This window comes from Curtobacterium sp. MCBD17_026 (assembly GCF_003234895.2).
In the GTDB taxonomy this organism is placed as follows: Bacteria; Actinomycetota; Actinomycetes; order Actinomycetales; family Microbacteriaceae; genus Curtobacterium; species Curtobacterium flaccumfaciens.
This window is the reverse complement of record NZ_CP126281.1, coordinates 2,375,449-2,401,259: the sequence shown is the minus strand read 5'-3', so window position 1 is coordinate 2,401,259 and position 25,811 is coordinate 2,375,449. Positions and strand designations below refer to the sequence as shown.

The following is a 25,811-nucleotide window of genomic DNA, read 5'->3' as shown; positions in this document are numbered from 1 at the left end:
GAACGATCATGTCAGAACCCGGGGGTGACGCGCGCGGCGGACGTGGTCTACGCTGCGGGTATTCGCTGTCACCCGTTCGGGGTGGGGGAACGACGGAGAGGATGCGCGATGAAGTTCGCGATGGGGGCTCAGGTCCTGACCAACCTGACCAAGCAGACGTCCGGTGCTTCCGGTGACCTGGGGACGCTCGTCCGCAAGCTGGCCGACTCGGCCGAGCCGCTGCAGGGTCGGTTCAACGGTGCCGGTCGAGCGGCCTTCGACCGTTTCAAGGCCGAGACCGACACCATCGCCAACGAGCTGAACGGTGCGCTCGCGAGCGTGCTGCAGGGCATCTCGGGCATGGACCGTTCGTTCCAGGAAGGCGACCAGGACATGGCGCAGTCCACGAGCTCGCTCGAGGGCAGCTCGAACTTCGACGCGGCCCGCTTCAGCGGCCGCGCCTGACGGATCTTCGGGGAGAGGGAGAGAACACCATGAGCGGTGGCAACCAGGCAGATCGTCGCGACTACGACGTCGCGGCCTCGCAGAACGCACAGGACAACTTCAACGCCGTGGCGGCGCAGCTCGAGTCGCTCATCGCGCAGCGTGACTCGGACGTGAAGGCAGCCATGGCCGACTACCAGGCCGACGGCGTCTCGGACGAGTACCACGCCAAGGAACAGCGGTGGAACACCGTCGCCGGCGAGGTCAAGCAGATCATCGCCACGCTGCGTGCATCGCTGCAGTCGAACGACGAGTCGGCGCAGTCGGCCATCAGCAAGGCGAAGTCGGCCGTCGGCAACATCGGCTGACGTGGTCGACGGATGGCGGGTCGACCCCGCCGGGGTCGAAGCTGTGCTGACGGACGTGTCGACCAAGACCACGACGATGAACAACGCTCTGGGCGGATCCGCGGACGGATCGATCCAGGGCGTCGGAGCAGTCGTGCAGGACGCAGCGACGGCAGCACAGTCCCAGGTGATCGGTGAGGCGCTCGCCGGGTTCTTCGAACACCGGCAGGCCACACTGACGGGGATCCAGAACCGGATCCAGGCGTCGCTGTACGGCGCTGCCGGCGCGACACGTGCCATCGTCCACGGCGACGACGAGATGGGTGCTGCCACGGCACAGGCGAACGCCGTCACGGCGTCCACCAACGGCGACTTCCGCGCGTTCGACGGGATGTTCGACCGGTGACCGGCGTCGTCAAGACGGGAGCCATCCCGTACACGGACGTCCAGCTCGAGGCGATCACGAGCGGCGCCGCTTCGCTGCGAACCGTCGCGTCCGCCGTCCGCGACGGCACGGCCGACATCGTCACCGCCTGGAGCGGCATCTCCGGTTCCTACGAGGGCCCGAGCGACCAGGAACTCTTCGCGGTCATGACGCCCATCGGGCCCCAGGGCACGACGTTCGGCGACGACCTGGACACCGCTGCGAAGGCGCTCGACACGTTCGTCACCGAGGTCACGCCGATCGTCGCCGCGCTCAAGGCGTACGTCACGCGGGCCGAGCAGCTGCACCGCGACGTCGATGCGTTCACCCCGAAGACCGCGACGACCGAGTACGGCAACAACGCCACTGTCGAGTCCTGGGACCAGGACGAGACCCTGACCGACGAGAACAACGCGATCATCAACGGCGTCGCCGCCCAGGTGGTGGCCTACCAGGCTGCCGAGCGCACCTGCGCGAACACCATCCGCGGGCTGTCCGGCCTGCAACCGCTGCACGCCATGAGCGGCAGTGGCTCGGACGACGCTCTGGCATACGGGTACGACGAACTGCCCGCCGGCACGAAGCTGCCGTGGGGGACCGCGTCGGAGCGCAAGGAATCGTGCTCCGAGAAGACCGTCGATTTCCTGCCGAACATGCTCAAGGCCGTCGTCGTCGACGGCATCTGGGGCACCGTGAAGGGGCTCGGCACCCTCGTCGGTCTGGACGGCACGGGTTTCCACCTGGAGACCGCGGCGACGTCGTGGAGCGGAGTCCTCGCCCTCACCGGCGTCAACACGCAGACCATGCAGAAGGACCCCGACCTCCAGCGTGAGGCGTGGACCCAGGTGATCAAGGCCACCGTCGGTTGGGACGAATGGGGCAGGGACCCCGGTCGTGCCGCCGGGCAGGCGCTGTGGGGGATCGGCTCGATCGCAGTCCCGATCGTCGGGCAGGCGGGCAAGCTCGGCGCCGTCGGCAAGGTCGGCGAAGTCGCGGGGGCCGTCGGCAAGGCCGGCAAGTACCTCGACCTCGTCGACGCCGGCGCGTGGGTCTCGAAGGGCCTGACCAAGGTGCTGCCGAGGCTCGATGAGCTCAAGACGATCATGACCAAGGGTGTCGGTGACGACGCCGTCGGGTCGACCGGGCGCCTCGCCGACTTCAAGACCGGGCTCGGTGACTACCTGCACGGACGGCACGGCGACACCGACGTCGAGGTGCCGCCTGCTCGGACCGAGGCGGACACGGACGTGCGGGCGGGGAGCGACGCGAATGCGCGGGCCGACGGCGGCGACGCGACGGTGCACGCGCCGGAGCGGGAGCCGGCGCTCGTGGGGGCCGGTGGGCGCGGGGAGCACGGTGAGACGACGACAGGCGACGGCGGTTCAACGTCGGGGTCGCACGGCGGGGCAGGGCACGGGGGCGATTCGGCCGGGCACGGTGGGTCGGGCCACGGCACGGATGCCGATCACGGCGCCGGTGGTGGTCGGCCGGACGGCGACGGGCACGACGGGTCCGGGACTCCGCCCCCGCACCACTACGACCGTTCGACGGACCCGGTGTTCTCCGACGATCCCAGTGGTCCCGGCTGGGAGCGTGACGAGTCGGCCCGGGGCGATGCCGAGCGGCCCGGCTACGGCCAGCCGCACCTCCACTTCGACGAGCTCGGTGAGAACTACCGAGCTCCTGACGACCCGACGTACAAGGGCGCGGGGATGAGCGACGAAGTGCGCGCTCTCGTCGACGACTGGGGCAATCCGAACGGCCTGTACGGCAAGGACGCCGACGGCAACTACCTCACGCGGGACGGCTGGGAAGACCGGTACATCGACTGGAACGAGGACTGGCAGTCGTACCTGCCCGAGTACCCCGGCAACGCCGGCGCCGTCGCCGGGCACCGCATCGACTGGGTGGATCCGCACAGGTTCGTCGAGCAGTACGGCCCGCAACTCGACCGGCTCGGGAAGGAGTCCGGCAATTTCTTCTCCTTCCCGGGGACCTCATTCGAACAGCGCGCCCTTCCACCGTCCAACCTCAGCGATGCCTATCGGAAGTACGACTTCGACGCCGCTGCTTTCGAGGGGCAGGGGCTGAAGATCGAGGTGAGCGAGATCGCTCCGGCCTTCGGCCATCCTGGCGGGGGACTGCAGGTGCGTTTCTTCCGGCCCGGAGATCCTCCCCAGTTCGTTTCCGTAACTGACCTCAAGAGGTTCGGGGTCCTGTCATGATCAAGGACCCTCCGGGGGTGTTTCGTCACCTGGAACTCCTCGAGAGTGCCCTCCGGCGGGCCGGGAACGACCGCGTCGTCGTCGAGCCGCACAGGGTCCAGTACGGCGATTTCGAGACGATGCGGCGGTTCGCGGTGTCGGACACCTCGGTGGTCGAGTGGCGCGGAGACCGAGGGACGGGCGCGCTGACAGGCACAGAGTTCGAGTCGGCGGCTGATGCGGAACGGTGGATCGTCGCGGACGCCAGCGGATACCTGCGCGAGGCCCGTGGTTTGCCGATCGCACATTGGCTCCTCGACCGCGAAGAGGAGCTCCCTGAAGGGTTTGCGTTGCACCCTGACGGCGACGGTATCGTCCTCCGGTGGGTCGCTTCGGGAACGGAACACCGAGCCCGGTTCGGCGGCGCGCTCCCGAAGGGATCGGCGCTGCAATTCTCCACCGTGGCGCGCGTGCCCATCGCGCTGATCGAATCGTGCGCGCTTGCGGCTGATTCCCGCGCAGCGTTCGCCGCAGCTGCGTCTTCGGCCGCACGGTAGGCAGTCCTTGGCTCCCTGCCGGACTGCTGACCTGCAGCGCATTGTGCGGTACTCGACTCCGTGTTCCACATCGACACCGTCGCGCTCAGGGGTAACGGGTACTCGATCGAGGTCAGTCGGATCGACCCCGCATTTGCCAAGCCCAGCGGCGGTCTTCAGGTGCAGATCATCGCTCCCGACGGTGCGGCGGTCGACGCTGCGCAGTTCCTCGAAGGAGACCCGCGAGCCGGGCTGGCCCCATGATCACAATAAAGGCGTTCGTCAGGTGACTGATCCAGCTCGGGGCCACTCTGCTGTCACCGGTCTCAGCGCACGGGTGCCCGAACCGATTGTCGCTACCCAGTCTGCGCTTCGATCGGCACGGAGATACGACGAATACGGTAAGGACGCCGACGGCAATTACCTCACGCGGGACAGCTGGGAAGACCGTTACATCGACTGGAACGAGGAACGGCAGTCGTACCTGCCCGAGGACCCCGGCAACGCTGACGCCGTCGCCGGGCACCTCATCAACTGGTTAAATCCGCACGGGTTCGTCAAGCGATACGGCTCAAAACTCGACCGGCTGGGCAAGGAGTCCGGCAACTTCTTCTCGTTCGCGGGGACCTCGTTCGAACAGCGCGCCCTTCCACCGTCCAACCTCAGCGAGGCCTACCGGACGTACGACTTTGACGCCGCTGCTTTCGAGGGGCAGGGGCTGAAGATCGAGGTGAGCGAGATCGCTCCAGCATTCGGGCATCAGGAAGGGGGCCAAGTCAGGTTCATCGACCCCGGTCCTCCCGTGAGTTTCCGCTCGTCTGCGGACCTCCGCGAGCTCGGCATCCCGTCGTGAGGGACGAACGCATCGCTATCCCGCACCTCGAACTCCTCGAAGACCTCCTGCGCCGCGCTGGACACGATCTGGTCGTGACGGAGCCGGGGCTCGTCGAGTTCGGTGATCGGGAGACGCTGGAGCGCTACGTCGTTCGAGGCGGAGCAGTTCACGCGTGGAAAGGCGACAGGGGATCCGGTGACTGGACCGGGGTGGCGTTCGAAGCAGGCGAGGACGCTGCGCGGCGGATTGCCGCTTCAGCGTCTGGTGCCCTTCGCTATCGGGCCGGCCTTGAGCTGGGGCACTGGCTCCTCGACCGTCCCGAGGAACTCCCCGATGGGATGTCGCTGAGTGTGGAGAACGAGAGGAACCTTCTGGAATGGACGGTCCGCGGATCTCCTCACCGAGCGTGGTTCGGAGGCGGGCGGTTCATCGCCCCGGCGGTGCAGTTCGCAACGGTCGCGCGGGTACCCGTAGCTGACATCGAACGGGGTGCGCTCGAGGTCGACTCTCGGCGAGCATTCTCGGGGGCGGCCCTCCCCGAGTGAGAAGTGGCTTCGGAGGCAACCCGAACGCTTGCGGCTGATGGCCGCGCAGGGTTCGCCGATCCCACTGTCGGAGCAGTCGCTGCCGGTGATCTTCCGGAGCTCTGCCGGGCTGCCCGAATCACGGAAGTGTGGTCTGCGCATGCACGAGCACGGCATTCGGTTAGCCGGGTGGCGGTCTGCAGGTGCAGGCCGTGACCTCAGGTGGAAATCCGGTCGATGCGATGACGATGCTGCGGGGCAGACCTAAGGAAGGAATTCTGCGGTCGATGACCAGAAGGGCTTCCGTCATCGAGTCCGGTAGACCGGAAACCGATCCCCGAGTCGCGCTCGATCGCTTCGGCTTGGCTAAGGAGTCTGCGCTTTGACAGGCACGGAGATCCGTCGAAGAGAACCTTCGACGAGGAGGTCGCGGATGGTCACAGACTCGTCGGCGATCGTGTAGCGGATGGCACCGCCGGGCTGTCCGAACCAGGCAGGCACGATCGATGCTCGCACGAGCACGGTCGCCTCGGTCACGAACTGGTGCACTCCGGAAGGCTCCCGAAGCGCCGTCGGCGGCAGGGAGCGAGACTCGAACGAAGCGTTGAGCTGGGTCAAGAGCCAGCCGTCGAACGCGCCGATGCGGTCCACGAGGATCCCAGGCGGGAGTTGGATCAAGCTCGCACCACCACTCGCCGTGATCTGCTCGCGGAGCTGCGGATAGTACGGAGCGAGTCTGTCCTCGATCGCGGAGACCTCCGACGGGGCCATCGTCAGCACCGGCGGGATCGGCCGGTCGAGGAACCCCAGAAGTGCTCGCCCGATCGCGTCCTCGTCAGGGGCCTTGACGACGACCCGAGGCTGCCCGTAGTCGATGCACTGCACTTCGAAGGCCTGCCCGACCTGCACCACCCGGAGTGCACCCTCGGGAGGGGGCCCGGCTGGCGGATCGCCAGGGAGGATTACCAGCTCCAGGCCGAAGCCCCGGCCATCGAGGTCAGCGCGAAGCTGTTCGAACGTCATGCCACGAGCGTAACAACGGATATTGGGTACGGGCGGCGGTGGAGGAACGATTGGGAGCGGATCCCGCCTCTGAAGAACAACCCGGCGATCACAAAGAGCGTGAAGGTGGATCCGGCATTCAGCCCCGCCCGGGCGACCTGGCCTGAACGGAAGGACCGCACTTGGTCGTGGATGTCGCTCTCAGCCAAGCAGTAGTGCAACTGATCGGGAAGGGGCGCAGTGCGACACCCGGTGAGTCCTGGATCGAAGCGGAGTCGCTTCCCGACACGGTTCACCGTGATCTCGAGGAGGTCATGCGCGACTATGAGACGCTGTCACAGATCGACTGGGCCTCCGTCGACAACGACTTGATCTGCGGGATGGATCTGGTCAAGGGGAACTTCTCGCGACTTCACTCAGACCTGGATCCCTCGGCGCTCGACGCGCTCGACGCGCTCGAGTGAAAGTTCTCCTGGGATTGGCGCTGAACCGATGAGATGCCGCTGCCGCTCGGGATCCTCCAGGCGCTCGGCGTGCTCCGCGAACTCCTTCGGCACTGAGAACAGGACGAACTCATGGATGACATCGACGCCACGCGCGAACTCGCCCTTGCCGAAGCCGCAGGTGTTCCCTTCTGCTGGATGCGGCGGCCCTCCAACGACGTGGACACCTCTTGCATCTACAAGACTGCAGACGGATGGCGGGTCTCAACGACGAACGAACGAAGCACGGAGGAGTCCGTCAACGACTATTCGGACCGCTCCGCAGCCGTCGACGATTTTGTGAACCGTGTGCAAGGATTCGTCCGGCACAAGGAGCTCCGCAAGAAGTTCCTCGGGCACTAACTCAGTTCGGGTCTCTGTGGTGATTGGGCGCGTTCCGGAACCTTCCACGACCTGGGCTCCTCGAGGGCGCGAGATTGTGGAGCGATTCGCGGTGTCGGACTTTTCGGTGATCGAGGAGCGGTGGACCGTGGTGCCGGACCGCTGACGGGCACGCGGTACGGAAGACGGCGCTACCGTCGACTTCGACGGCATGACTGAACGCGGACACCCCCTACAGCAGGTGTTCTTCGATGCGAAGGCATTGGACCGAGGAATTGCGTTCGCGGACCCGTCTGGTCCGTACTGGAGCAAGCGGATTCCCAAGATGATCGAGCAGGCCGAGGACCAGATCGCCGCCTTGCCTGAAGGGGCTCGATTAGAATGGCATGTGTGGGATCCGTACGCAGCGGACGCCGTTCGACGGCTTCTTCGAGGCGTGGGGAACGACGGCGATGATCTGACGGTCATCTTGACGCCGATGAGAACGGAGTATTTGTCGGATGCCTTTTCCTTCTTGGCTCCGGACTGCGCAGGTGAACGCTCGTGCCGTGTGGGACGCACGAGAAGAGCTGCCCGGACACTTGGCTGGACGAATCGCAGACCAGCTCGCCGCGTACGACGAATTCCTTGGCCCTGGCGACGGGTGGACGCTCACCGACGATGACCGCAGTATCCTACCGGATCCTGCAACTCTCGCCTTGGTGCTCTCCGCACACGTCTACCGTGACGCCGAGGGGGTCGCATTCCCGGCACGCGGGTACATCCTGAACGTGTACCGCGAGGGCAGCGCTGGTCATCTTGCGCTGAGATTCCGGGTCGGATCCGCGAGGGCAGTGAAGCGCATGCCTTCCAACACGGTGCAGATCACTATCGCGGGTCCACTGCGCGACGGAGAGCGTCTCTCGATCGACTCCGACCTCGTCGAGGGCGTACTGCGGGGCCTCGTGTCAGCTTGGGATCCGGATTCGGCAGCGGTCTATGACGATGACGCTGCCGTGGCAGCCGAAGGACGAGGCAAGTTCGCGCCGGTAATCGGGCAGCGCACGTGGGTTTCTGATCGTCTTGGAATCGTGCAGACGTCGACCTCTCGTGTTCGTGTCCAGCCGGGCAACGGCGGCCGTTATCTCATTGCTGACGAAACGCTGGATTCCGCTTCCGCTGTGGATGAAGTGTGGGCCTCCCTGCAGGCGAACGACGTCACCGAGATTCACCGAGCTGTCTCCGTGAGATGACTGAGGACGATGAGCTATCCGAAGTGGGTCCGTGCGGATCGAGTGTTCTTTCGTGCCGAATCGGACGGTCGGCAGAAGTGCTTCGGAGGCAAGCCCGAGCACTTGTGGGATGGCCGTGCAGCGTTCGCCGATGCCACCGTCTGATCAGTCGCTGCCGGGCATCCTCCGGAGCTGACCGCAGACGAGCAGGTCCCGGATCGTCACGGTGTCCTCGGCGATGGAGAACCGGATCGCTCCGCCGGGCTGCCAAACCACGGAAGTGTGATCTGCGCATGCACGAGCACGATGCCGTCGGTGACGTGAGGGTGCACGCTCGACGGGAGCGACAAGGCGTTGGGCGGGAGTGGCCTCGACTCGAACGACGCGCCGAACGGGTTGAGGAGCCAACCATCCGGCCCACCGACGCGGTCGACCGGGATCGCGGGCGGGAGCTCAAGGTGAGTCGTATCGACGCGGCATTCGGTCAGCCGGGCGGCGGTCCGCACGTACAGGTCGTGACCTCACGCGGAACTCCGGTCGATGCGATGACGATGCTGCGGAGCAGACCTGACGAAGGAATGCTGCCGTCGATGACGAGAAGGGCTTTCACGCTTGATTGATCGGACTGGCCTTCGGCGACTTGACGCCGATCTGCTCGGAGCGTTCGTGGGCAATGAACCGCCGGACCTCTCTTCGATACCCGGCATCAAGCGCGATGAGCGGATCGTTTTCGAGTACGGCACACCGGAGACCGCTTTCCGGATTGCTTCCGACGGCTCTGGGTACAAGTTCGAGATTCGTGACAAGGGGAGCAGCTGGCCTCTCGCGTGGTTCAGCTGTTTGGCCGACGCCGAGCGCTACGTCTTGGTGCGAGAAGGTGAAGCCCGAAATGATGCGCCGTGGTTCGACGGGAAGGCGATGACGCCTGCAGGAGTCGACCTGATTGAGGACAATTCAGACAGAGAGCTTCGGTGGCACATCGACGGTGAGGAACACATCGTGCGAACGCTCTCCGACATCGAGTGGTCACTGGTCTACCGGCTTGCTTGGGTCCGGGAGCGTTCGCTCGCCGAGGTGATCGAGATCGTGAGTGGGTCTTCTCCGGGTACACAAGTGGGAAGCATCTAGTCCCGAATCACTCGATTCGTCCTTCCGCGGCCCCGGGTGTGCGCCGAGCCTGGCTGTCCGAAGACGGCGATGCCGGCGAGCGTGACTCGCACCACTGCGCCTGGCCCGGCACGGAGATTCGACCTCGGTTGGCGTCCGACGCTTGTCCGAAGGCGGTGGTCATTCCATGAGTCAGTCGCGTGCGGAGCTGAACGGTACGGATGGCGAGTGTCCACGACCAGCGATCGCGGCACGGATGAATCGACTCGCGAGAGCGGCGACCGCGAGGCGGCCGTCGAAGATCTCGTCCGCCGTGTCGAAGGCTCCGCCTGGTACCAGGAGCTACGGAAGCGACCACGCCCTGACCGGCGCGAGCACTCGTGACCATCCGGCGTCGTGCCGGAAGGGCAGCACGAGGCCGGTCAGTCGATCGTGGCTCGTCCCGCCAGCAGGCCATCGGCGTACCGTCGCACGCATGACGAAGCACTGGGTGGCACCACGGTTCGGCGGCAGCGAAGTCCTCGAGTACGTCGACACCGAGGTGCCGGCGCCCGCCTCCGGCGAGGTCACCATCGCCGTCCGCGCCGCCGGCATGAACCCGGCGGACACCAAGCACACCCGCCAGGGCGATCCCGCGGACCTGCCCATCGCCGTCGGGTACGAGGTCGCCGGCGTCCTGTCCGCCGTCGGCCCCGACACGCAGATCGCGTCCGGCGGGGGAGCGGTCGGCGACGAGGTCCTGGCGTTCCGCATCAGCGGCGGCTGGGCGGAGTCGGTCACGGTGCCCGCGGCCGACGTCTTCGCGAAGCCCGCGTCGCTCGGCTTCCCGGAGGCCGCCAACCTGCTCCTCGCCGGCTCGACCGCCGCCGACATGCTCCGCGTCACCCGTGCCGAGGGGCGCGACACCGTCCTGGTGCACGGCGCCTCGGGCGCGGTCGGCGTCAGCCTGCTCCAGCAGCTGCGGCTGCGCGGCACCCGCGTCATCGGCACCGCGTCGGAACGTGGTGCGGACGTCGTGCGACGCTTCGGTGGCGAGTGGGTCCAGTACGGCGATGGCCTGGAGGCCCGTGTCCGTGACCTCGCACCCTCCGGGATCGACGTGGCACTGGACTGCGTCGGCACCGACGAGGCCGTCGACGTCTCGCTCGCGTTGGTCGCGGACCGGTCACGGATCGTGACGATCGCCGCGCAGGCGCGGGCTGCAGGGGACGGCATCGCCGCGGTGGGCGGCGCGCAGCCGGCCAGCAAGGCGTTCCGTGACTCGGTGCGGCAGCGCCTCATCGACCTCGCCGGTGCGGGGCAGCTCGAGGTCCCGGTGGGACGGACGTTCCCGCTGTCCGAGGCGAAGGCGGCGGCGGAACTGCTGGAGTCAGGGCACCCCGGGGGCAAGCTCGCGCTCCTGCCCTGACCGCACGGTCGGGTCAGGTGCACGGTCGGGACAGGAGTCGTTCGCACGGATGACGCTCGCCGGCTCGGGGGAATGCCACACTCTGTGTGGACCGAAAGCCCCCCGGAAGGAAACCACCGATGAGTGACCAGTACCCGCCCCGGGACCCGTACAACCAGTCGGCGCAGCCCGGTCCGGGACGGCCGAGTGGTGGCAGGTCCGCTCCGCCGCTCTGGGCGCCCTGGTACGGCATCCCCTTCCCCCAGGCGTTCCTGCGCTTCTGGAAGAAGTTCGTGCGGTTCGACGGCCGGGCCAGCCAGTCGGAGTACTGGTTCTGGGCACTCTGGTACCTCATCGGTTCGGCGGCCGCGGGCATCATCGGCAACGGGTTCAACGTGCTGCCGTTCATCGACGACGGTTCGGACGGTCTCGGCAGCCTCTGGGGCCTGGCCTGCGCGCTCGGCTTCATCGCATTGACCGTGCGGCGCCTGCACGACGTGAACCTCAGCGGCCTGCTCGCGCTGTTGTTCGTGATCCCGCCGATCGGCATCCTGTTCTCCTTGATCGTCGGCCTGATGTCGTCGAACCCGCAGGGGCAGCAGTACGACCGCCCGCTGCAGGGCTGACGCGTCGTACCGGTTCTGACGGCCCCTCAGGAGTTCTGGTTGACTCGACCGTGAACATCAGCCAACACTCGAGGGGGACCACGTGAGCGACCAGTACCCGCAGGATCCGAACGGCCAGCCGAACGCCCAGTTCGGCGGCACACCGCAGTACGCCGGAGCACCGCAGTACGGCCAGCAGCCGCCGACCGGACCGAACGGCGAACCGCCGCTCTGGGCACCGTGGTACGGGATCTCCTTCGGCAAGGCCGTCGGCCGCTTCTTCAAGAAGTACGCGACGTTCAGCGGTCGTGCCAGCCGGAGCGAGTTCTGGTGGTGGTACCTGGCGAACGGGATCGTCACCATCGTCCTCAGCATCCTGTACGGCATCGGCTTCGCGACCTCCGAGCGCTCGACCGTGTCGATGTCGTCCTCGACGTCCACCAGCGTCCAGTCGACCGTCACCGAGCCGTCGGCGTTGTTCGTCATCTCGGGCATCCTGTTCCTGCTCTGGGGCCTCGCGATCATCGTCCCGACGCTCGCCCTCGGCTGGCGCCGCCTGCACGACGCGAACCTGACGGGCGCGCTGTGGATCATCGCGATCTTCGTCGGCATCGTCGGCATCGTCTTCGGCCTGCTGCCCTCGAACCCGCGGGGTGCGCGCTTCGACCGTCCGCAGGGCGCCCGATGACCGAGAGCACGCAGCAGTGGGCGCCCCCGCAGCAGCCCGGTCAGCAGACCGACGCCGCGGGGACGCCGCCGCGATGGGCCCCGTGGTACGGGATCTCGTTCCCGAAGGCAGTTGCGCGCTTCTTCGCGAAGTACGCCACGTTCAGCGGTCGTGCGAGCCGGAGTGAGTTCTGGTGGTGGTTCCTGGCGAACACGATCGTCACCGGGGCACTCGTGGCCATCGGCACCGTCATCCGCCTCACCACGCTCAACAGCCGGACCGTCGACTACTACGGCAACGAGATCACCGTGGTCGACCCGGTCCCGCCGGTCTTCTGGGTCGTGCTCGTCCTGCTGGCACTCTGGGGCCTCGCGACCCTGGTGCCGTCGCTCGCCCTCGGCTGGCGACGCCTGCACGATGCGAACCTCTCCGGGGCGCTCTGGATCATCGCGCTGTTCATCGGCGTCGCCGGCATCGTCTTCGGGCTACTGCCGTCGAACCCGCAGGGCGCACGGTACGACCGGCCCGGGACGAACCGATGAGCAACGGCGGGACGCCCCAGTGGGGCCAGCCGGACGGCGACCAGTCGCAGGGGCAGCCCGGCTACGGGCAGCAGCCCGGCTACGGCGAGCAGCCTCAGTACGGGCAGCAGCCCCAGTACGGGCAGCAGCCTGGGTACGGGCAGCAGCCTGGGTACGGGCAGCAGCCGTACCAGCAGCCGTACGCGCAGCCGTACGCCGACCCGTACCCGCAGTTCGCGCAGCCGATCCCGCTCGGTCCCGACGGGGTCCCGCCGCTCTGGGCACCGTGGTACGGCATCGGGTTCCTCGACGCGTTCACCCGGTTCTTCAAGAAGTACGCCCGGTTCGACGGCCGCGCCAGCCGGGGTGAGTTCTGGTACGCGGTGCTCGCCAACGCCATCGTGACCATCGTGCTGTTCGGCGGGTTCTACGCCGTCCTCTTCGCGACGGTCGGGGCGAGTGGCGCCGTCGACGAGTACGGCAACCCCACGGGGAGCAGCGCGCCGTCTCCGTTCGCCTTCGTGCTGCTCGGGCTCTACTTCCTCTGGTGGCTCGCCACGATCGTGCCGGGCATCGCCCTGGGCTGGCGTCGCGTGCACGATGCGAACCTGGCAGGCCCGTTCTGGCTCATCGCGCTCTTCGTCAGCGCCGCCGCGATCGTGTTCGGCTGCCTGCCGTCGAGCCCGGCCGGCGCGCAGTACGACCGCCCCGACCTGCGGTAGTTCCACGGACCAGAACAGCCCGCCCCACGCGTCGAGCGTGGGGCGGGCTGTTCGTGTGTCGGAGGGCTCAGACCACCCGGAGACGGACGAGCGCACCGTCGACGACCAGGTCACGCACGGTGGCCGACGGGTCGGCGATCTGGAAGCGCAGGGCCCCGCCCGGCTGCTCGAACCACGGCTGGACGAAGCGGACGTTCACCAGGAACGGCCGGTCGACGACGTACCGGTGGGTCTCCGGCGACGAGGTCACGTGCGGGGGCAGCGACCGGCTGGGCAGCGGGGTGTCGAGCGGGTGCAGCAGGTAGCCATCCGGGCCACCGATGCGGTCGACGGGGACGCCGGCCGGGATCTGGATGGTCAGCCCCTGCTCGCCGGCCTGCGCGACCTGCTGCGCGAGCTGCGGGTAGGTCGACGCCGCACGGTCACGGAGTCCCTCGAGTTCGTGCCGGGGGATGTCGCGCGGTTCCGGGAACGGTCGGTTCAGGAACCGGCGCAGCATCTCCACCGCGTCGTCCTCGCCCGTGGCCTGCGCGAGACGTCGAGCCGTGCCGTAGTCGACGACCTCGAGCGCGTAGCCGGACGCGTCGGTCTGGACGATGCGGAGCGCCCCCTCGACCGGCGGTTCGTGCAGGGTCTCGCCGGGGAGCTGCACGTACCGGGTCGTGTAGCCGAGCTGGTCGAGGATGGGGCGGGTGTCCGCGAACGTCATGGTCGGGAGCCTATCGGTCGGCGTGGTGCTGGGCCTTGGACGGAGCCGGGACTACGCCCGGCCGCGCATGATCGCCTGCTTGACCTCGGAGATCGCCTTCGTCACCTGGATGCCACGGGGGCACGCGTCGGTGCAGTTGAAGGTCGTGCGGCAGCGCCAGACGCCTTCCTTGTCGTTGAGGATGTCGAGACGGACGTTCGCGGCGTCGTCGCGGGAGTCGAAGATGAACCGGTGTGCGTTCACGATCGCTGCGGGGCCGAAGTACTGCCCGTCGGTCCAGAACACCGGGCAGGACGACGTGCACGCGGCGCACAGGATGCACTTCGTGGTGTCGTCGAAGCGGGCGCGGTCGGCGACGGACTGCACGCGCTCCTTGCCGGGCGTCGGGGCCGACGAGGACTGCAGGAACGGCTGCACCTCGCGGTAGCTCTGGAAGAAGGGCTCCATGTCGACGACGAGGTCCTTCTCGAGCGGCAGGCCCTTGATCGCCTCGACGTAGATCGGCTTCGAGACGTCGAGGTCCTTGATCAGGGTCTTGCACGCCAGGCGGTTGCGACCGTTGATGCGCATGGCGTCGGACCCGCAGACGCCGTGTGCGCACGAGCGGCGGAAGGTCAGGGACCCGTCCTGCTCCCACTTGATCTTGTGCAGGGCGTCGAGGATGCGGTCGGTCGGCAGCATCATGACGTCGAAGTCCTGCCAGCGCGGCTCGTCGTCGACGTCGGGATCGAAGCGACGGACGATGACCGTGACGGAGAAGGATCCGGGAGGAGCGTCCTGCACGGTGCCGGTGCGGGGTGCGTCGGAGACCAGGGTGTCGGTCATCTCAGTACTTCCTCTCCATCGGCTGGTACCGCGTGATGACGACGGGCTTCCAGTCGAGCGTGATGTGGTCGTCGGCGAGTGACGAGTGCGGGTCGCCCGTCAGGTAGGCCATGGTGTGCTGCATGTAGTTCTCGTCGTCGCGCTTCGGGTAGTCGTCGCGCATGTGGCCTCCGCGGCTCTCCTTGCGGTTGCGCGCGGAGTAGACGACGACCTCGGCCAGGTCGAGCAGGAACCCGAGCTCGACGGCCTCGAGCAGGTCGGTGTTGAACCGCTTGCCCTTGTCCTGCACGGAGACCTGCATGAAGCGGTTGCGGAGCGTGTGCAGGGTCTCGGTGACGCGGGCGAGTGACTCGTCCGTGCGGAACACCTGCGCGTTCTTGTCCATCTCCTCCTGCAGTTCCTTGCGGAGGGCGGAGACGCGCTCGGTGCCGGTCGAGGCGCGGAGCTGGTCGAGCATGCCGCGGACGCCGGCCGCCGGGTCTTCCGGCAGGGGGAGGAACTCGGCGGTCTGGACCCACTCGGCGGCGTTGTTGCCCGAGCGCTTGCCGAAGACGTTGATGTCGAGCAGCGAGTTGGTCCCGAGGCGGTTGGAGCCGTGCACGGAGACGCAGGCGCACTCGCCGGCGGCGTACAGGCCGGGGACGACGGTGGTGTTGTCGTACAGGACCTCGGCCTTGACGTTCGTCGGGATCCCGCCCATCGCGTAGTGCGCGGTCGGCATCACGGGCACCGGTTCGACGACGGGGTCGACGCCGAGGTAGGTGCGTGCGAACTCGGTGATGTCCGGCAGCTTCGTCTCGAGGACCTCGGCGCCCAGGTGCGTGCAGTCGAGCAGCACGTAGTCCTTGTTCGGTCCGGCACCCCGACCCTCGGCGACTTCCTGCACCATGCAGCGAGCGACGATGTCACGGGGTGCGAGGTCCTTGATGGTGGGGGCGTACCGCTCCATGAAGCGCTCGCCCGAGGCGTTCCGGAGGATGGCGCCCTCGCCGCGGGCGCCCTCGGTCAGCAGGATGCCGAGCCCGGCGAGCCCGGTCGGGTGGAACTGGAAGAACTCCATGTCCTCGAGCGGCAGGCCCTTGCGCCAGATGATGCCGACGCCGTCGCCGGTCAGGGTGTGCGCGTTCGAGGTGGTCTTGTACATCTTCCCGAAGCCGCCGGTCGCGAAGATCATCGCCTTGGCGTGGAAGACGTGCAGCTCACCGGTCGCGAGCTCGAACGCGACGACGCCGGCCGGCTGCTGGCGGGTGACACCGTCGTCACCGACGACGTCGACCATGATGAGGTCGAGCGCGTAGAACTCGTTGTAGAACTCGACGCCGAGCTTCACGCAGTTCTGGAACAGCGTCTGCAGGATCATGTGCCCGGTGCGGTCTGCTGCGTAGCAGGCCCGGCGGACCGGGGACTTGCCGTGGTCGCGGGTGTGGCCACCGAAACGGCGCTGGTCGATCTTGCCCTCGGGCGTGCGGTTGAACGGCAGGCCCATGTTCTCGAGGTCGATGACGGCGTCGATGGCCTCTTTCGCGAGGATCTCGGCGGCGTCCTGGTCGACCAGGTAGTCGCCGCCCTTGATCGTGTCGAAGGTGTGCCACTCCCACGAGTCCTCTTCGACGTTCGCGAGGGCCGCGGCCATCCCGCCCTGCGCGGCGCCGGTGTGCGACCGGGTGGGGTAGAGCTTCGAGATGACGGCCGTCTTCGCCTTCGGGCCGGCTTCGATCGCGGCTCGCATACCCGCGCCTCCGGCGCCGATGATGACGATGTCGAACTGGTGGTGGTGGACGGTGGTCTCGGTCACAGGGGTCTTTCCGTAGACGGTGGGAACGCGGGCAGCAGCGGTGGTGGTGCTACTGCGCCGGGCAGAAGGACGGCAGGTCAGCGGCAGCGGCGCCGGCGGGGCACGGGTCGAAGGTCCAGCAGACGAGGAGCCCGAGGACGATCAGCACGACGCAGGCGGCCAGGATCGCGACGAGGAGGGTCTTGCGGATGCCGGGCTTCGACACGTAGTCGTTGAGGATCGTGCGCATGCCGTTCGAGCCGTGGATGAGCGCGAGGACCAGCATGAGCGAGTCCCAGACCTGCCAGAAGGGGTTGGCCCACTTGCCGGCGACGAAGGCGAAGTCGATCTGCTTGACGCCTTCGCCCGCCACCATGTTGACGAAGAGGTGGCCGAAGATCAGCACGACGAGCAGCACGCCCGAGGCGCGCATGTAGATCCAGCCCCACTTCTCCCAGTTGGTGGTGCTGCGGGCGGCTGCGGCCGAGCGGGGAGGTTCGACGATCTGCGTGGTCATCTTCGTGCCCCTCAGTTGAAGTCCGCGACGAGGTTCATGAGCTGGCGGGGCAGGAAGCCCGCGATCGCCACCGCCCACAGGACCATGACGATCCAGAACATGGCCCGCTGGTACTTCGGGCCCTTCGACCAGAAGTCGATCAGGATGATCCGTAGCCCGTTGAAGGCGTGGAACACGATGGCCATCACCAGGGCGATCTCGCCGAGGTTCATGAGCGGGGTCTTGTACGTGCCGATGACCGCGTTGTAAGCCTCGGGTGAGAGCCGCACGAGCGCCGTGTCGAGGATGTGCACGAGCAGGAAGAAGTAGATCGCCACGCCGGTGATGCGGTGGAGGACCCACGACCACATCCCGATCGAACCGCGGTAGAGCGTGCCCTGTGGCGTCCGAGAAGCCCGTGGAGCATCGATACGCTCCCCATCGATACGTGCGTCGGGCACCGCGGTCGCCGTACCCCCGCCGGTGTGCTCAGCCATGAGCTCGTCCTTCCATAGGACGGGCTCGCCCGATCGGCGAGCCCTTGCCGTTCGTGTTCGTGTGGAACACGACCCATCCTATGCGCGGGCGCTGACCTTCTCGTCCCGACCGGCCCGGAGGCCCCGTCCGACGGGCGGCGCGCCGATGGTGCGGGCCGTGTCGTGGTGGTCGAGGAGCTGGTCGCCGACGGCTTCCCAGGTGGTTCCCTCGACGCGGAGTCGACCGACGGAACCCATCCGCTCCGCCAGCGCGCGGTCGTGGTGCAGCCGCAGGACCGCGTGCCGCAGGGCCTGCGGGGCATCGGCGTCGTAGAGCTCGCCGTCGAGCCCCGGGGCCACCAGGTCGAGCGGGCCGCCGGACGCCGGCGCGATCACGGGCAGGCCGGAGGCGTGGGCCTCCTGCAGGGTCTGCCCGAAGGTCTCGGCCGGACCGGTGTGCACGAACAGGTCGAGCGCCGCGTACGCGTCGGCGAGGGCGTCGCCGCGCAGGGGGCCGGTGAAGGTGACGTCGAGGTGCCGGAGCCGACGTTCGAGCATCGCGCGTGAGGGACCCCCTCCGGCCACGACGACCCGGATGCCGGGGACACCGCCGAGCTCGGCGAGCCGCTCGACCTCCTTCTCCGGGGCGAGGCGTCCGACGTAGCCGACGATGGTCTCGCCGTTCGGGGCCAGGCGGCGACGGAGTGCCCGCACGTGCCCGGTCGACCGGCGCGCGGGGTGGAACAGCTCGGTGTCGACGCCGCGACCCCAGCGGGCGACGCGGGGCACGCCCTCCTCGGCGAGCATCGCGGCCGTCGCGCTCGACGGGGCGAGCGTCAGCGAGGCGCCGGCGTGGATGCGTCCGAGGATCTTCCGCACCAACGGGACGGTCGCGGTCAGGCCGTTGCGGCGGGCGAACCCGGCCACGTCGGTCTGGAAGACGGCGACGGAGGGGATGCCGAGCCTCCCGGCTGCCGTGATCGCGCGCCCACCCAACAGGAACGGACTGGCGGCGTGGAGCACGTCGGCGCCGGAGGCGGCGAGGATCGTGTCGAGCACCGGGTGGGGGAGTGCCACCGGGAACTGGCGGTAGGCGACGGCGGGGATGCGGTGGACGTCGAAGGAGCGGTAGCGCTCGACGGCGCTGCGCGACCGGAACTGCGCGAGGCCGGGGGTGTCCGGGGCGATCACGACCGCGCGGTGACCCCGTCGTTCCAGGTGGTCGAGGACCGCCAGGACACTGGTGGTCACGCCGTTGAGGGTGGGCAGGAAGCTCTCGGTCACGACGGCGACGGTCCGGGGGGACGTGCCGCGCTCCACGCTGCGTGCGCTCATGGTGCTGCCCATGCTCCGGGCGTGACGTGACCCGGTGGGGCCGACGACGTGAACGGGACGCGCGCGCCGGGTGAACAACGCGGCGGCCGACGCTGCGGGAGCCCGCATGCGGGAATCGTGCGGAGACCACCCAGGATCCGCCCGGTGGGACCGGTACGGTGAGCGCGTGGCTGACGCTCTCGAAGACTTCTACGCGATCATCCCCGCAGGGGGCATCGGATCGCGCCTGTGGCCGTTGTCGCGCGCGGACGCACCCAAGTTCCTGCACGACCTGACGGGTTCCGGCACCTCGCTGCTGCGGCAGACCTGGGACCGCCTGGCGCCGCTCGCCGGCGACCAGCGGATCATGGTCGTCACCGGCCGTGCGCACCGGGTCGCGGTGGAGTCGCAGCTGCCCGGCGTCGAGGACCACAACGTGGTGCTCGAGAGCGAGCCGAAGGACTCCACGGCCGCCATCGGCCTGGCCGCGGCGATCCTGGTGCGCCGCGAGCCCGACGTCGTCATCGGCTCGTTCGCCGCCGACCACGTCATCGGGGACGCCCGCGGCTTCCGTCGTTCGGTGCGTGAGGCCGTCGCCGTCGCCCGCGCCGGCTACGTCACGACCATCGGCATCACCCCGACGGAACCCGCGATCGGCTTCGGGTACATCAATGCGGACACCGTCGCGCTCGACATCGAGGGTGCCCCGACCGCACACGCGGTGAAGTCGTTCGTCGAGAAGCCCGACCTGGACACCGCCCGCTCGTACGTCGAGCAGGGCAACTACCTCTGGAACGCCGGCATGTTCATCGCGCGCGCCGACGTGCTGCTCGCCGAGATCGGTCGGACGAAGCCCGAACTGCTGGCGGGCATCAACGAACTCGCCGACGCCTGGGACACCTCGGCCCGCGGCGCCGTCGTCGACGCCGTCTGGCCGATGCTCGAGAAGATCGCGATCGACTACACGGTCGCCGAACCGGCCGCCGCGGCCGGACGCATGGCGGTCGTCCCCGGTGACTTCGACTGGGACGACGTGGGGGACTTCGCCTCCCTCGCCAAGCTGCAGTCCGGTGGTCGACCGAACAACCTCGCCGTGCTCGGGGACGGTGCCCGCATCCTGGCGGACTCGTCGAGCGGCATCGTGATCTCGCACAGCCAGCGGCTCATCTCGCTCATCGGCGTCGAGGACATCGTCGTCGTGGACACCCCGGACGCCCTGCTCGTCACCACCAGTGCGAACGCGCAGCGGGTGAAGAGTGTGGTGGATGCGCTGAAGATCAGCGGCCGGGGCGACGTCCTGTAGCGCTCCACCGACAAACCCCTCGAACTGGGGGTCTGTGTGCGACGTCGCGTTACGGGCGCGTTTCGGCGGGGTCGCGATCCCGTAACCGATCCGCAGGACCCCCGCAACGGGTCCTGTACCGGCCCGACGGTCGTGTACTGTCGCCACGATCGCCCGGAACGCACGTGGTCCGGGCACGCTCCCCGGAGGAACCAACCCGTGACATCTCGTACCCGACAGGTCGTCCTCAGCGGCCTCGCGCTCGCCGGCACCGTCGCCGTCCTGGCCGGCTGCGCCTCGGCGCCGTCCACCACCGACTCGGCGAAGAAGACCGACTTCCGCCCCTGCATGGTCTCCGACGCCGGTGGGTTCGACGACAAGTCGTTCAACCAGCTCGGCTACGAGGGCATGAAGGACGCCGCCAAGGACCTCGGTGCCACCTACAAGGAGGCCGAGTCGAAGGACGCCACCGTCTACGACTCGAACATCGAGCAGCTCATCGGCCAGAACTGCAACCTCGTCGTGACCGTCGGCTTCAACCTGGCCGACGCCACGAAGAAGCAGGCCGCTGCGAACCCCGACACCGACTTCGCCATCATCGACGACAACTCGATCGACGCGAAGAACGTCAAGCCGATCACGTTCGACACCTCGCAGGCGGCGTTCCTCGCCGGCTACGCGGCGGCGTCCTACTCGAAGACCGGCGTCGTCGGCACCTTCGGCGGCATGCAGATCCCGACCGTCACCATCTTCATGGACGGCTTCGCGGACGGCGTGAAGTACTACAACGAGCAGAAGGACAAGGACGTCAAGGTCGTCGGCTGGAACGTCGACACCGGCAAGGGCTCCTTCACCGGTGGCTTCGAGGCCGGCACGCAGGCCAAGTCGGTCGCGCAGACGCTCCTCGACCAGGACGCCGACGTGATCCTGCCCGTCGGTGGCCCGATCTACCAGTCCGCTGCCGAGGCCATCAAGGACGCCGACAACGGTTCCGTCCTGATCGGTGCGGACAGCGACCTCTACGAGGCCGACCCCCGCTACAAGGACATCGCCTTCACCTCGGTCGAGAAGGGCATGCGCCCGGCCGTGAAGGACGTCGTCGAGCAGGCGGCTGACGACAAGTTCTCGAAGGACCCGTACGTGGGCACCCTCGAGAACGACGGCGTCGGCATCGCGCCGTTCCACGACTTCGAGTCCAAGGTCGACAAGGGCCTGCAGGGCGAGCTCGACGACGTGAAGGCCGGCATCATCGACGGCTCGATCAAGGTCAAGACCCAGTCCTGACCCGGTGAACGCGGGCGGGGGAGCATCCCTCGCCCGCGTTCTCGTGCGCCCGGGTGGCGCACACCACATCGTGCATCCGCGGGGTGCACGCGACACCGTGCGCCCGCGTGGCGCGCGCGAGACAGAAATAGACTCCCGAACATGAAGCTCGAACTCCGCGGCATCACCAAGCGGTTCGGTGCCCTGGTCGCCAACGACCACATCTCGCTCACCGTCGAGCCGGGTGAGGTCCACTGCCTCCTGGGTGAGAACGGCGCCGGCAAGTCCACCCTGATGAACGTCCTGTACGGCCTGTACGACGCCGACGAGGGCGAGATCCTGCTCGACGACGTGGTGCAGGACTTCGACGGCCCCGGTGACGCCATGCGCGCCGGCATCGGCATGGTGCACCAGCACTTCATGCTCGTGCCCGTGTTCACCGTCGCCGAGAACGTCATGCTGGGGCAGGAGCAGACCACCTTCGGCGGGCGGCTCGACCTGGCCGGTGCCCGCAAGCGCGTGCAGGAGATCTCCGACCGCTTCGGGTTCGACGTCGACCCCGACGCCAAGGTCGAGGACCTGCCCGTCGGCGTGCAGCAGCGCGTCGAGATCATCAAGGCGCTGTCCCGCGACGCCTCCGTGCTGGTGTTCGACGAGCCGACGGCCGTCCTCACCCCGCAGGAGACCGACGAGCTGATGGGCATCATGCGCCAGCTCCGCGAAGCCGGCACCGCGATCGTCTTCATCACCCACAAGCTCCGCGAGGTGCGCGAGGTCGCCGACCGCATCACGGTCATCCGTCTCGGCAAGGTCGTCGGCGAGGCTTCGCCGACCGCCACGAACAACGAGCTGGCCGCCCTGATGGTCGGCCGTGCCGTCTCGCTCGTGGTCGACAAGGAACCCTCGACCGGCGGCGACGACGCCCTGCTCGTCGAGCACCTCACCGTCACCGACCCGTCCGGCATCGTGCTCGTCGACGACGTCTCCTTCACGGTGCGTCGCGGCGAGGTCCTGGCGATCGCCGGGGTGCAGGGCAACGGGCAGACCGAGCTCACCGAGGCGATCATGGGCCTCGAGCCCGCCCACGCCGGCCGGATCACCCTGGACGGCAAGGAACTCACCGGCCGGAGCGTCAAGCAGGTGCTCGACGCGGGCGTCGGCTTCGTCCCCGAGGACCGCAAGGAGGACGGCCTGGTCGGCGAGTTCACCATCGCCGAGAACCTGATGCTCGACCGGGCCGACCACGCCGAGTTCGTCCGCGCCGGCACGATCCGGTCGGCGGAACGCGACGCCTTCGCCGACGAGAAGATCGCCGAGTTCGACATCCGCACGCCCGGTCGCACCACCGCGGCCGGTCGGCTGTCCGGCGGGAACCAGCAGAAGATCGTCCTGGCGCGCGAACTGAGCCGTGAACTCCGGCTGTTCGTCGCCGCGCAGCCCACCCGCGGCATCGACGTCGGCTCGATCGAGTTCGTCCACAAGCGCATCGTCGCCACCCGCGACACCGGTGTGCCGGTCATCGTCGTCTCCACCGAGCTCGACGAGGTCGTCGCCCTGGCCGACCGCATCGCCGTGATGTACCGCGGCGGCATCGTCGGCATCGTCCCCGCGACCACCCCCCGCGACGTCCTCGGCCTCATGATGGCCGGGGAGATCCCCGAAGGAACGGAGCTGGCAGCGTGACCACCCCACCGCCAGACAACACGCAGCAGCCGGTGCCGGCTGCGCACGGCACAGCGGACGCGCCGCTCACCGACGACCGTCTGCAGGAGGTCGAGTCGACCCCGCACCTGATGACGGACTCGGCAGAGGACACCGAACGCCGCAACGGAGCCGGTGGTGACCGCTGGCAGGCCGCCCTGCAGGGGATCCTGAACGGGTCCGTGCTCGTCACGGTGCTCGCCGTCGTCCTCGCGCTGGTCGCCTGCGGCATCCTCATCGCGGTGACGGACGAGAACGTCCGTGCCACCGCCGGGTACTTCTTCGCCCGCCCGACGGACATGCTCCAGGCGGTCGGCACCGCGGTCGGCGGCGCGTACGCCTCGCTGTTCCAGGGCTCGGTGTTCAACTTCGGCGCGGAGTCCTTCCAGCAGGCGATCGGGCCGCTCACGCGCTCCGTCGACTACTCGGTGCCGCTCATCGCCGCCGGGCTCGGGATCGCGCTGTCGTTCCGCGCCGGGCTGTTCAACATCGGCGGCCAGGGCCAGATCCTGATGGGCGCCGCTGCCGCCGGGTGGGTCGGGTTCTCGTTCGACGGGCCCGCAGTGATCCACATCCCGCTCACGATCATCGCCGGCATCGTCGGCGGCGCGGTCTGGGGTGGAATCGTCGGGGTGCTCAAGGCCCGGACGGGTGCGAACGAGGTGGTCGTCACGATCATGCTCAACTACGTCGCGCTCTACCTGGTGAGCTACCTGCTCCGCACCCCGGGCCTGCTGCAGGCCCCCGGCAGCAGCAACCCGATCTCGCCCGCCACGAAGGAGAGCGCGCTCCTGCCGCAGCTCTTCGGCGTGCGGTACGGCGTGGACCTCGGGTTCGTCGTCGCGATCATCGCGGTCGTCGTCGTCTGGTGGCTCGTCAACAAGTCATCGCTCGGCTTCCGGTTCCGCACGATCGGTGAGAACCCCCGTGCCGCCCGCGTGGCCGGCATGAGCGTCCCGTCGCTGACCATCTGGGTGATGCTGATCTCCGGTGCCCTGGTCGGCATCGCCGGCGCCTACCAGGTGCAGGGCGCCGTCACGTCGGGCTTCACCTCGGGCATCGACGCCGGCATCGGCTTCGACGCCATCACCGTGGCCCTGCTCGGCCGCTCCAAGCCGTGGGGCGTCTTCTGGGCGGCCATCCTGTTCGGCGTGCTGAAGAACGGTGGCTACGCCATGCAGGCCGCCAACGGCATCCCGATCGACATCGTCGGGGTCATCCAGGCCCTCATCGTCCTCTTCATCGCGGCGCCGCCGCTCGTCCGCGCGATCTTCCGGATCCCGCAGCCGGGTGCACGCAAGCGCACGAAGACGAGCAAGACCAGCAAGAAGGCGGTCGCCGCATGAGCACCATCAGCCCCACCGCGGCCCCCGCGTCGCCGCTCGCGGACCGTCCGGTCGAGTCCACCAGGAGCTGGAAGCTCCCGATCGGGTACGGCGTGTTCACGCTCATCGCGATCGTGCTGTTCGGCCTGCTGCCGCGTTCCGGCACCACCACGTTCCGCCTCGCGAACGCCGGTGACTTCTTCGCGCTGCCGAACGTCCCGCTGCCCGCGCTCGGGACGGGCATCGTCGTCATCGTCCTGCTCGCGATCCTGACCGTGTACGCGTTCATCGAGACGCGGGCGCTCCGCCGGGTCCCGCTGTGGGTCACGTCGGTGTTCGCGGTCGTCTTCGTCATCGGGTTCCTGACCTGGGCCGCTGCCGGTTCGTCCCTGCCGATCCCCGGCCTGCTGCTCGGCGCGCTGAGCCTGAGCGTCCCGCTCGTGTTCGGTGCCCTCGGCGGCGTCATCTCCGAGCGGGTCGGCGTGGTGAACATCGCGATCGAGGGGCAGTTCCTCGCCGGTGCGTTCAGCTCCGCGATGGTCGCGTCGATCACCGGGTCGCCCTGGGTCGGCCTCGTCGCCGCGCTCGTCGCCGGCATGCTCGTGTCGTTCGTCCTCGCGGCGTTCAGCATCAAGTACCTGGTCGACCAGGTCATCGTCGGTGTCGTGATCAACGCGTTCATCTCCGGCCTGACCGGCTTCCTGTACTCGCAGGTGCTCTCCCCGAACGAGGAGACCCTGAACATCGGCATCCGGTTCCCGAAGGTCGAGATCCCGCTGCTGCACCAGATCCCGGTCATCGGTCCGGTGTTCTTCGAGCAGACGGTCGTCGTCTACCTGGCCTACATCGCCGTGGCCGTCGTCACCTTCGGTCTGTTCAAGACCCGCTGGGGCCTGCGGCTCCGCGCGGTCGGCGAGCACCCGCAGGCCGCCGACACGGTGGGCATCAACGTCACGAGCACCCGGTTCTGGAACGTCTCCCTCGCCGGTGCGATCGCCGGTCTCGGTGGGGCGTACTTCACCCTCGACGCGGTCGGGCCGTTCACCAAGGACATGACCGCGGGCGCCGGCTACATCGCCCTGGCCGCCGTCATCTTCGGCCGGTGGGACCCGATCAAGGCGACGCTCGCGGCGCTGCTGTTCGGCTTCGCGTCGAACCTGCAGAACACGCTCGGAGCGATCGACTCACCCGTGCCCAGCGAGTTCCTGCTGATGCTGCCGTACGTGGTGACGATCTTCGCCGTGGCCGGCCTGGTCGGGCAGTCGCGCGGCCCCGCCGCGTCCGGCAAGCCCTACATCAAGAGCTGA

At 68.2% G+C, this 25,811-nt stretch carries 29 protein-coding genes and 1 pseudogene; 22 read left to right on the top strand and 8 right to left on the bottom strand.

What is annotated here, in order from left to right; genetic code table 11:
• The first annotated feature begins 108 nt into the window (after positions 1–108).
• Genes DEI85_RS11245 through DEI85_RS11210 form a run of 8 tightly spaced genes read left to right on the top strand, consistent with a single transcriptional unit; the run spans position 109 to position 5,314 of the window.
• Positions 109–444, top strand: a complete 336-nt coding sequence (locus DEI85_RS11245; RefSeq protein ID WP_110861342.1) for a WXG100 family type VII secretion target — start codon at positions 109–111, stop codon at positions 442–444.
• A gap of 29 nt (positions 445–473) precedes the next feature.
• Complete coding sequence (locus tag DEI85_RS11240) at positions 474–791, top strand: pore-forming ESAT-6 family protein (RefSeq protein ID WP_027466434.1); 318 nt, start codon at positions 474–476, stop codon at positions 789–791.
• A gap of 1 nt (position 792) precedes the next feature.
• Complete coding sequence (locus DEI85_RS11235; RefSeq protein WP_110861340.1) at positions 793–1,176, top strand: DUF6507 family protein; 384 nt, start codon at positions 793–795, stop codon at positions 1,174–1,176.
• Complete coding sequence (locus DEI85_RS11230; RefSeq protein WP_111090359.1) at positions 1,173–3,419, top strand: TNT domain-containing protein; 2,247 nt, start codon at positions 1,173–1,175, stop codon at positions 3,417–3,419. Before DEI85_RS11235 ends, DEI85_RS11230 begins: the two co-directional genes overlap by 4 nt.
• On the top strand, positions 3,416–3,955 hold the full coding sequence (locus DEI85_RS11225; RefSeq protein WP_110861336.1) for an Imm61 family immunity protein: 540 nt from the start codon (positions 3,416–3,418) through the stop codon (positions 3,953–3,955). Before DEI85_RS11230 ends, DEI85_RS11225 begins: the two co-directional genes overlap by 4 nt.
• A 60-nt stretch (positions 3,956–4,015) precedes the next feature.
• Complete coding sequence (locus tag DEI85_RS11220) at positions 4,016–4,198, top strand: hypothetical protein (RefSeq protein ID WP_181420101.1); 183 nt, start codon at positions 4,016–4,018, stop codon at positions 4,196–4,198.
• A gap of 22 nt (positions 4,199–4,220) precedes the next feature.
• On the top strand, positions 4,221–4,787 hold the full coding sequence (locus DEI85_RS11215; protein WP_181420100.1) for a TNT domain-containing protein: 567 nt from the start codon (positions 4,221–4,223) through the stop codon (positions 4,785–4,787).
• Positions 4,784–5,314: a hypothetical protein gene (locus tag DEI85_RS11210; protein ID WP_110861332.1), complete on the top strand. Its 531-nt coding sequence runs from the start codon at positions 4,784–4,786 to the stop codon at positions 5,312–5,314. Before DEI85_RS11215 ends, DEI85_RS11210 begins: the two co-directional genes overlap by 4 nt.
• A gap of 345 nt (positions 5,315–5,659) precedes the next feature.
• On the opposite strand, the gene DEI85_RS11205 is transcribed toward DEI85_RS11210, so the two are convergent.
• Positions 5,660–6,316, bottom strand: a complete 657-nt coding sequence (locus DEI85_RS11205; protein WP_110861330.1) for a TNT domain-containing protein — start codon at positions 6,314–6,316, stop codon at positions 5,660–5,662.
• A gap of 167 nt (positions 6,317–6,483) precedes the next feature.
• Between DEI85_RS11205 and DEI85_RS11200 the strand changes: the two genes are divergently transcribed.
• The 3 genes from DEI85_RS11200 to DEI85_RS11190 all read left to right on the top strand — a co-directional run bounded on the left by DEI85_RS11200 (position 6,484) and on the right by DEI85_RS11190 (position 8,351).
• Entirely contained in the window at positions 6,484–6,759 is a 276-nt protein-coding gene (locus DEI85_RS11200; RefSeq protein ID WP_110861328.1) for a hypothetical protein, read from the top strand.
• Positions 6,760–6,870: 111 nt separating this feature from the next.
• Positions 6,871–7,140, top strand: coding sequence for a hypothetical protein (locus tag DEI85_RS11195; RefSeq protein WP_110861326.1), 270 nt, complete (start codon positions 6,871–6,873; stop codon positions 7,138–7,140).
• Between the two features lie 527 nt (positions 7,141–7,667).
• Positions 7,668–8,351: a hypothetical protein gene (locus tag DEI85_RS11190; protein ID WP_146238566.1), complete on the top strand. Its 684-nt coding sequence runs from the start codon at positions 7,668–7,670 to the stop codon at positions 8,349–8,351.
• Positions 8,352–8,650: 299 nt separating this feature from the next.
• Here the strand turns inward: DEI85_RS11190 and DEI85_RS17610 are convergent.
• Positions 8,651–8,836, bottom strand: a pseudogene (locus DEI85_RS17610) (hypothetical protein); the annotation flags it as partial.
• 160 nt (positions 8,837–8,996) lie between these two features.
• Here DEI85_RS17610 and DEI85_RS11180 point away from each other — a divergent pair.
• The 6 genes from DEI85_RS11180 (at position 8,997) to DEI85_RS11155 (ending at position 13,339) form a co-directional block, all read left to right on the top strand.
• Complete coding sequence (locus DEI85_RS11180) at positions 8,997–9,458, top strand: hypothetical protein (RefSeq protein ID WP_111192685.1); 462 nt, start codon at positions 8,997–8,999, stop codon at positions 9,456–9,458.
• Positions 9,459–9,912: 454 nt separating this feature from the next.
• A complete protein-coding gene (locus DEI85_RS11175) occupies positions 9,913–10,845 on the top strand; it encodes an NADP-dependent oxidoreductase (RefSeq protein ID WP_111123584.1) in 933 nt (310 codons plus the stop codon).
• Positions 10,846–10,964: 119 nt separating this feature from the next.
• Positions 10,965–11,450: a DUF805 domain-containing protein gene (locus DEI85_RS11170; protein ID WP_111123585.1), complete on the top strand. Its 486-nt coding sequence runs from the start codon at positions 10,965–10,967 to the stop codon at positions 11,448–11,450.
• An 82-nt stretch (positions 11,451–11,532) separates the two neighbouring features.
• Complete coding sequence (locus tag DEI85_RS11165; RefSeq protein ID WP_111123586.1) at positions 11,533–12,117, top strand: DUF805 domain-containing protein; 585 nt, start codon at positions 11,533–11,535, stop codon at positions 12,115–12,117.
• Complete coding sequence (locus DEI85_RS11160; protein ID WP_111123587.1) at positions 12,114–12,638, top strand: DUF805 domain-containing protein; 525 nt, start codon at positions 12,114–12,116, stop codon at positions 12,636–12,638. The genes DEI85_RS11165 and DEI85_RS11160 overlap by 4 nt, the downstream gene beginning before the upstream one ends.
• Positions 12,635–13,339, top strand: coding sequence for a DUF805 domain-containing protein (locus DEI85_RS11155; RefSeq protein WP_111123588.1), 705 nt, complete (start codon positions 12,635–12,637; stop codon positions 13,337–13,339). Before DEI85_RS11160 ends, DEI85_RS11155 begins: the two co-directional genes overlap by 4 nt.
• A gap of 67 nt (positions 13,340–13,406) precedes the next feature.
• Here the strand turns inward: DEI85_RS11155 and DEI85_RS11150 are convergent, their stop codons facing one another.
• The 6 genes from DEI85_RS11150 to DEI85_RS11125 form a co-directional block, all read right to left on the bottom strand.
• Positions 13,407–14,048 (bottom strand): TNT domain-containing protein, encoded by a 642-nt coding sequence (locus DEI85_RS11150; RefSeq protein ID WP_071244287.1) that lies wholly within the window; start codon positions 14,046–14,048, stop codon positions 13,407–13,409.
• A gap of 51 nt (positions 14,049–14,099) precedes the next feature.
• A complete protein-coding gene (locus DEI85_RS11145) occupies positions 14,100–14,873 on the bottom strand; it encodes a succinate dehydrogenase iron-sulfur subunit (protein WP_110861308.1) in 774 nt (257 codons plus the stop codon).
• 1 nt (position 14,874) lies between these two features.
• Positions 14,875–16,668, bottom strand: a complete 1,794-nt coding sequence (gene sdhA / locus DEI85_RS11140) for a succinate dehydrogenase flavoprotein subunit (protein WP_110861306.1) — start codon at positions 16,666–16,668, stop codon at positions 14,875–14,877.
• Between the two features lie 49 nt (positions 16,669–16,717).
• Positions 16,718–17,164 carry a succinate dehydrogenase, hydrophobic membrane anchor protein gene (gene sdhD / locus DEI85_RS11135; protein ID WP_111123589.1) on the bottom strand — a complete coding sequence of 149 codons (447 nt, stop codon included), beginning with the start codon at positions 17,162–17,164 and terminating at the stop codon, positions 16,718–16,720.
• Positions 17,165–17,175: 11 nt separating this feature from the next.
• Positions 17,176–17,640, bottom strand: a complete 465-nt coding sequence (gene sdhC / locus DEI85_RS11130; protein WP_110861304.1) for a succinate dehydrogenase, cytochrome b556 subunit — start codon at positions 17,638–17,640, stop codon at positions 17,176–17,178.
• A gap of 78 nt (positions 17,641–17,718) precedes the next feature.
• Complete coding sequence (locus DEI85_RS11125; protein WP_258370289.1) at positions 17,719–18,954, bottom strand: glycosyltransferase family 4 protein; 1,236 nt, start codon at positions 18,952–18,954, stop codon at positions 17,719–17,721.
• A gap of 166 nt (positions 18,955–19,120) precedes the next feature.
• Between DEI85_RS11125 and DEI85_RS11120 the strand changes: the two genes are divergently transcribed.
• The 5 genes from DEI85_RS11120 to DEI85_RS11100 all read left to right on the top strand — a co-directional run bounded on the left by DEI85_RS11120 (position 19,121) and on the right by DEI85_RS11100 (position 25,811).
• On the top strand, positions 19,121–20,236 hold the full coding sequence (locus tag DEI85_RS11120) for a mannose-1-phosphate guanylyltransferase (protein WP_110861300.1): 1,116 nt from the start codon (positions 19,121–19,123) through the stop codon (positions 20,234–20,236).
• A 198-nt stretch (positions 20,237–20,434) separates the two neighbouring features.
• Positions 20,435–21,499: a BMP family lipoprotein gene (locus tag DEI85_RS11115; protein WP_027466452.1), complete on the top strand. Its 1,065-nt coding sequence runs from the start codon at positions 20,435–20,437 to the stop codon at positions 21,497–21,499.
• 141 nt (positions 21,500–21,640) lie between these two features.
• Complete coding sequence (locus DEI85_RS11110) at positions 21,641–23,161, top strand: ABC transporter ATP-binding protein (RefSeq protein WP_110861298.1); 1,521 nt, start codon at positions 21,641–21,643, stop codon at positions 23,159–23,161.
• Complete coding sequence (locus DEI85_RS11105) at positions 23,158–24,525, top strand: ABC transporter permease (protein ID WP_181436373.1); 1,368 nt, start codon at positions 23,158–23,160, stop codon at positions 24,523–24,525. Before DEI85_RS11110 ends, DEI85_RS11105 begins: the two co-directional genes overlap by 4 nt.
• A complete protein-coding gene (locus DEI85_RS11100; protein WP_110861296.1) occupies positions 24,522–25,811 on the top strand; it encodes an ABC transporter permease in 1,290 nt (429 codons plus the stop codon). The genes DEI85_RS11105 and DEI85_RS11100 overlap by 4 nt, the downstream gene beginning before the upstream one ends.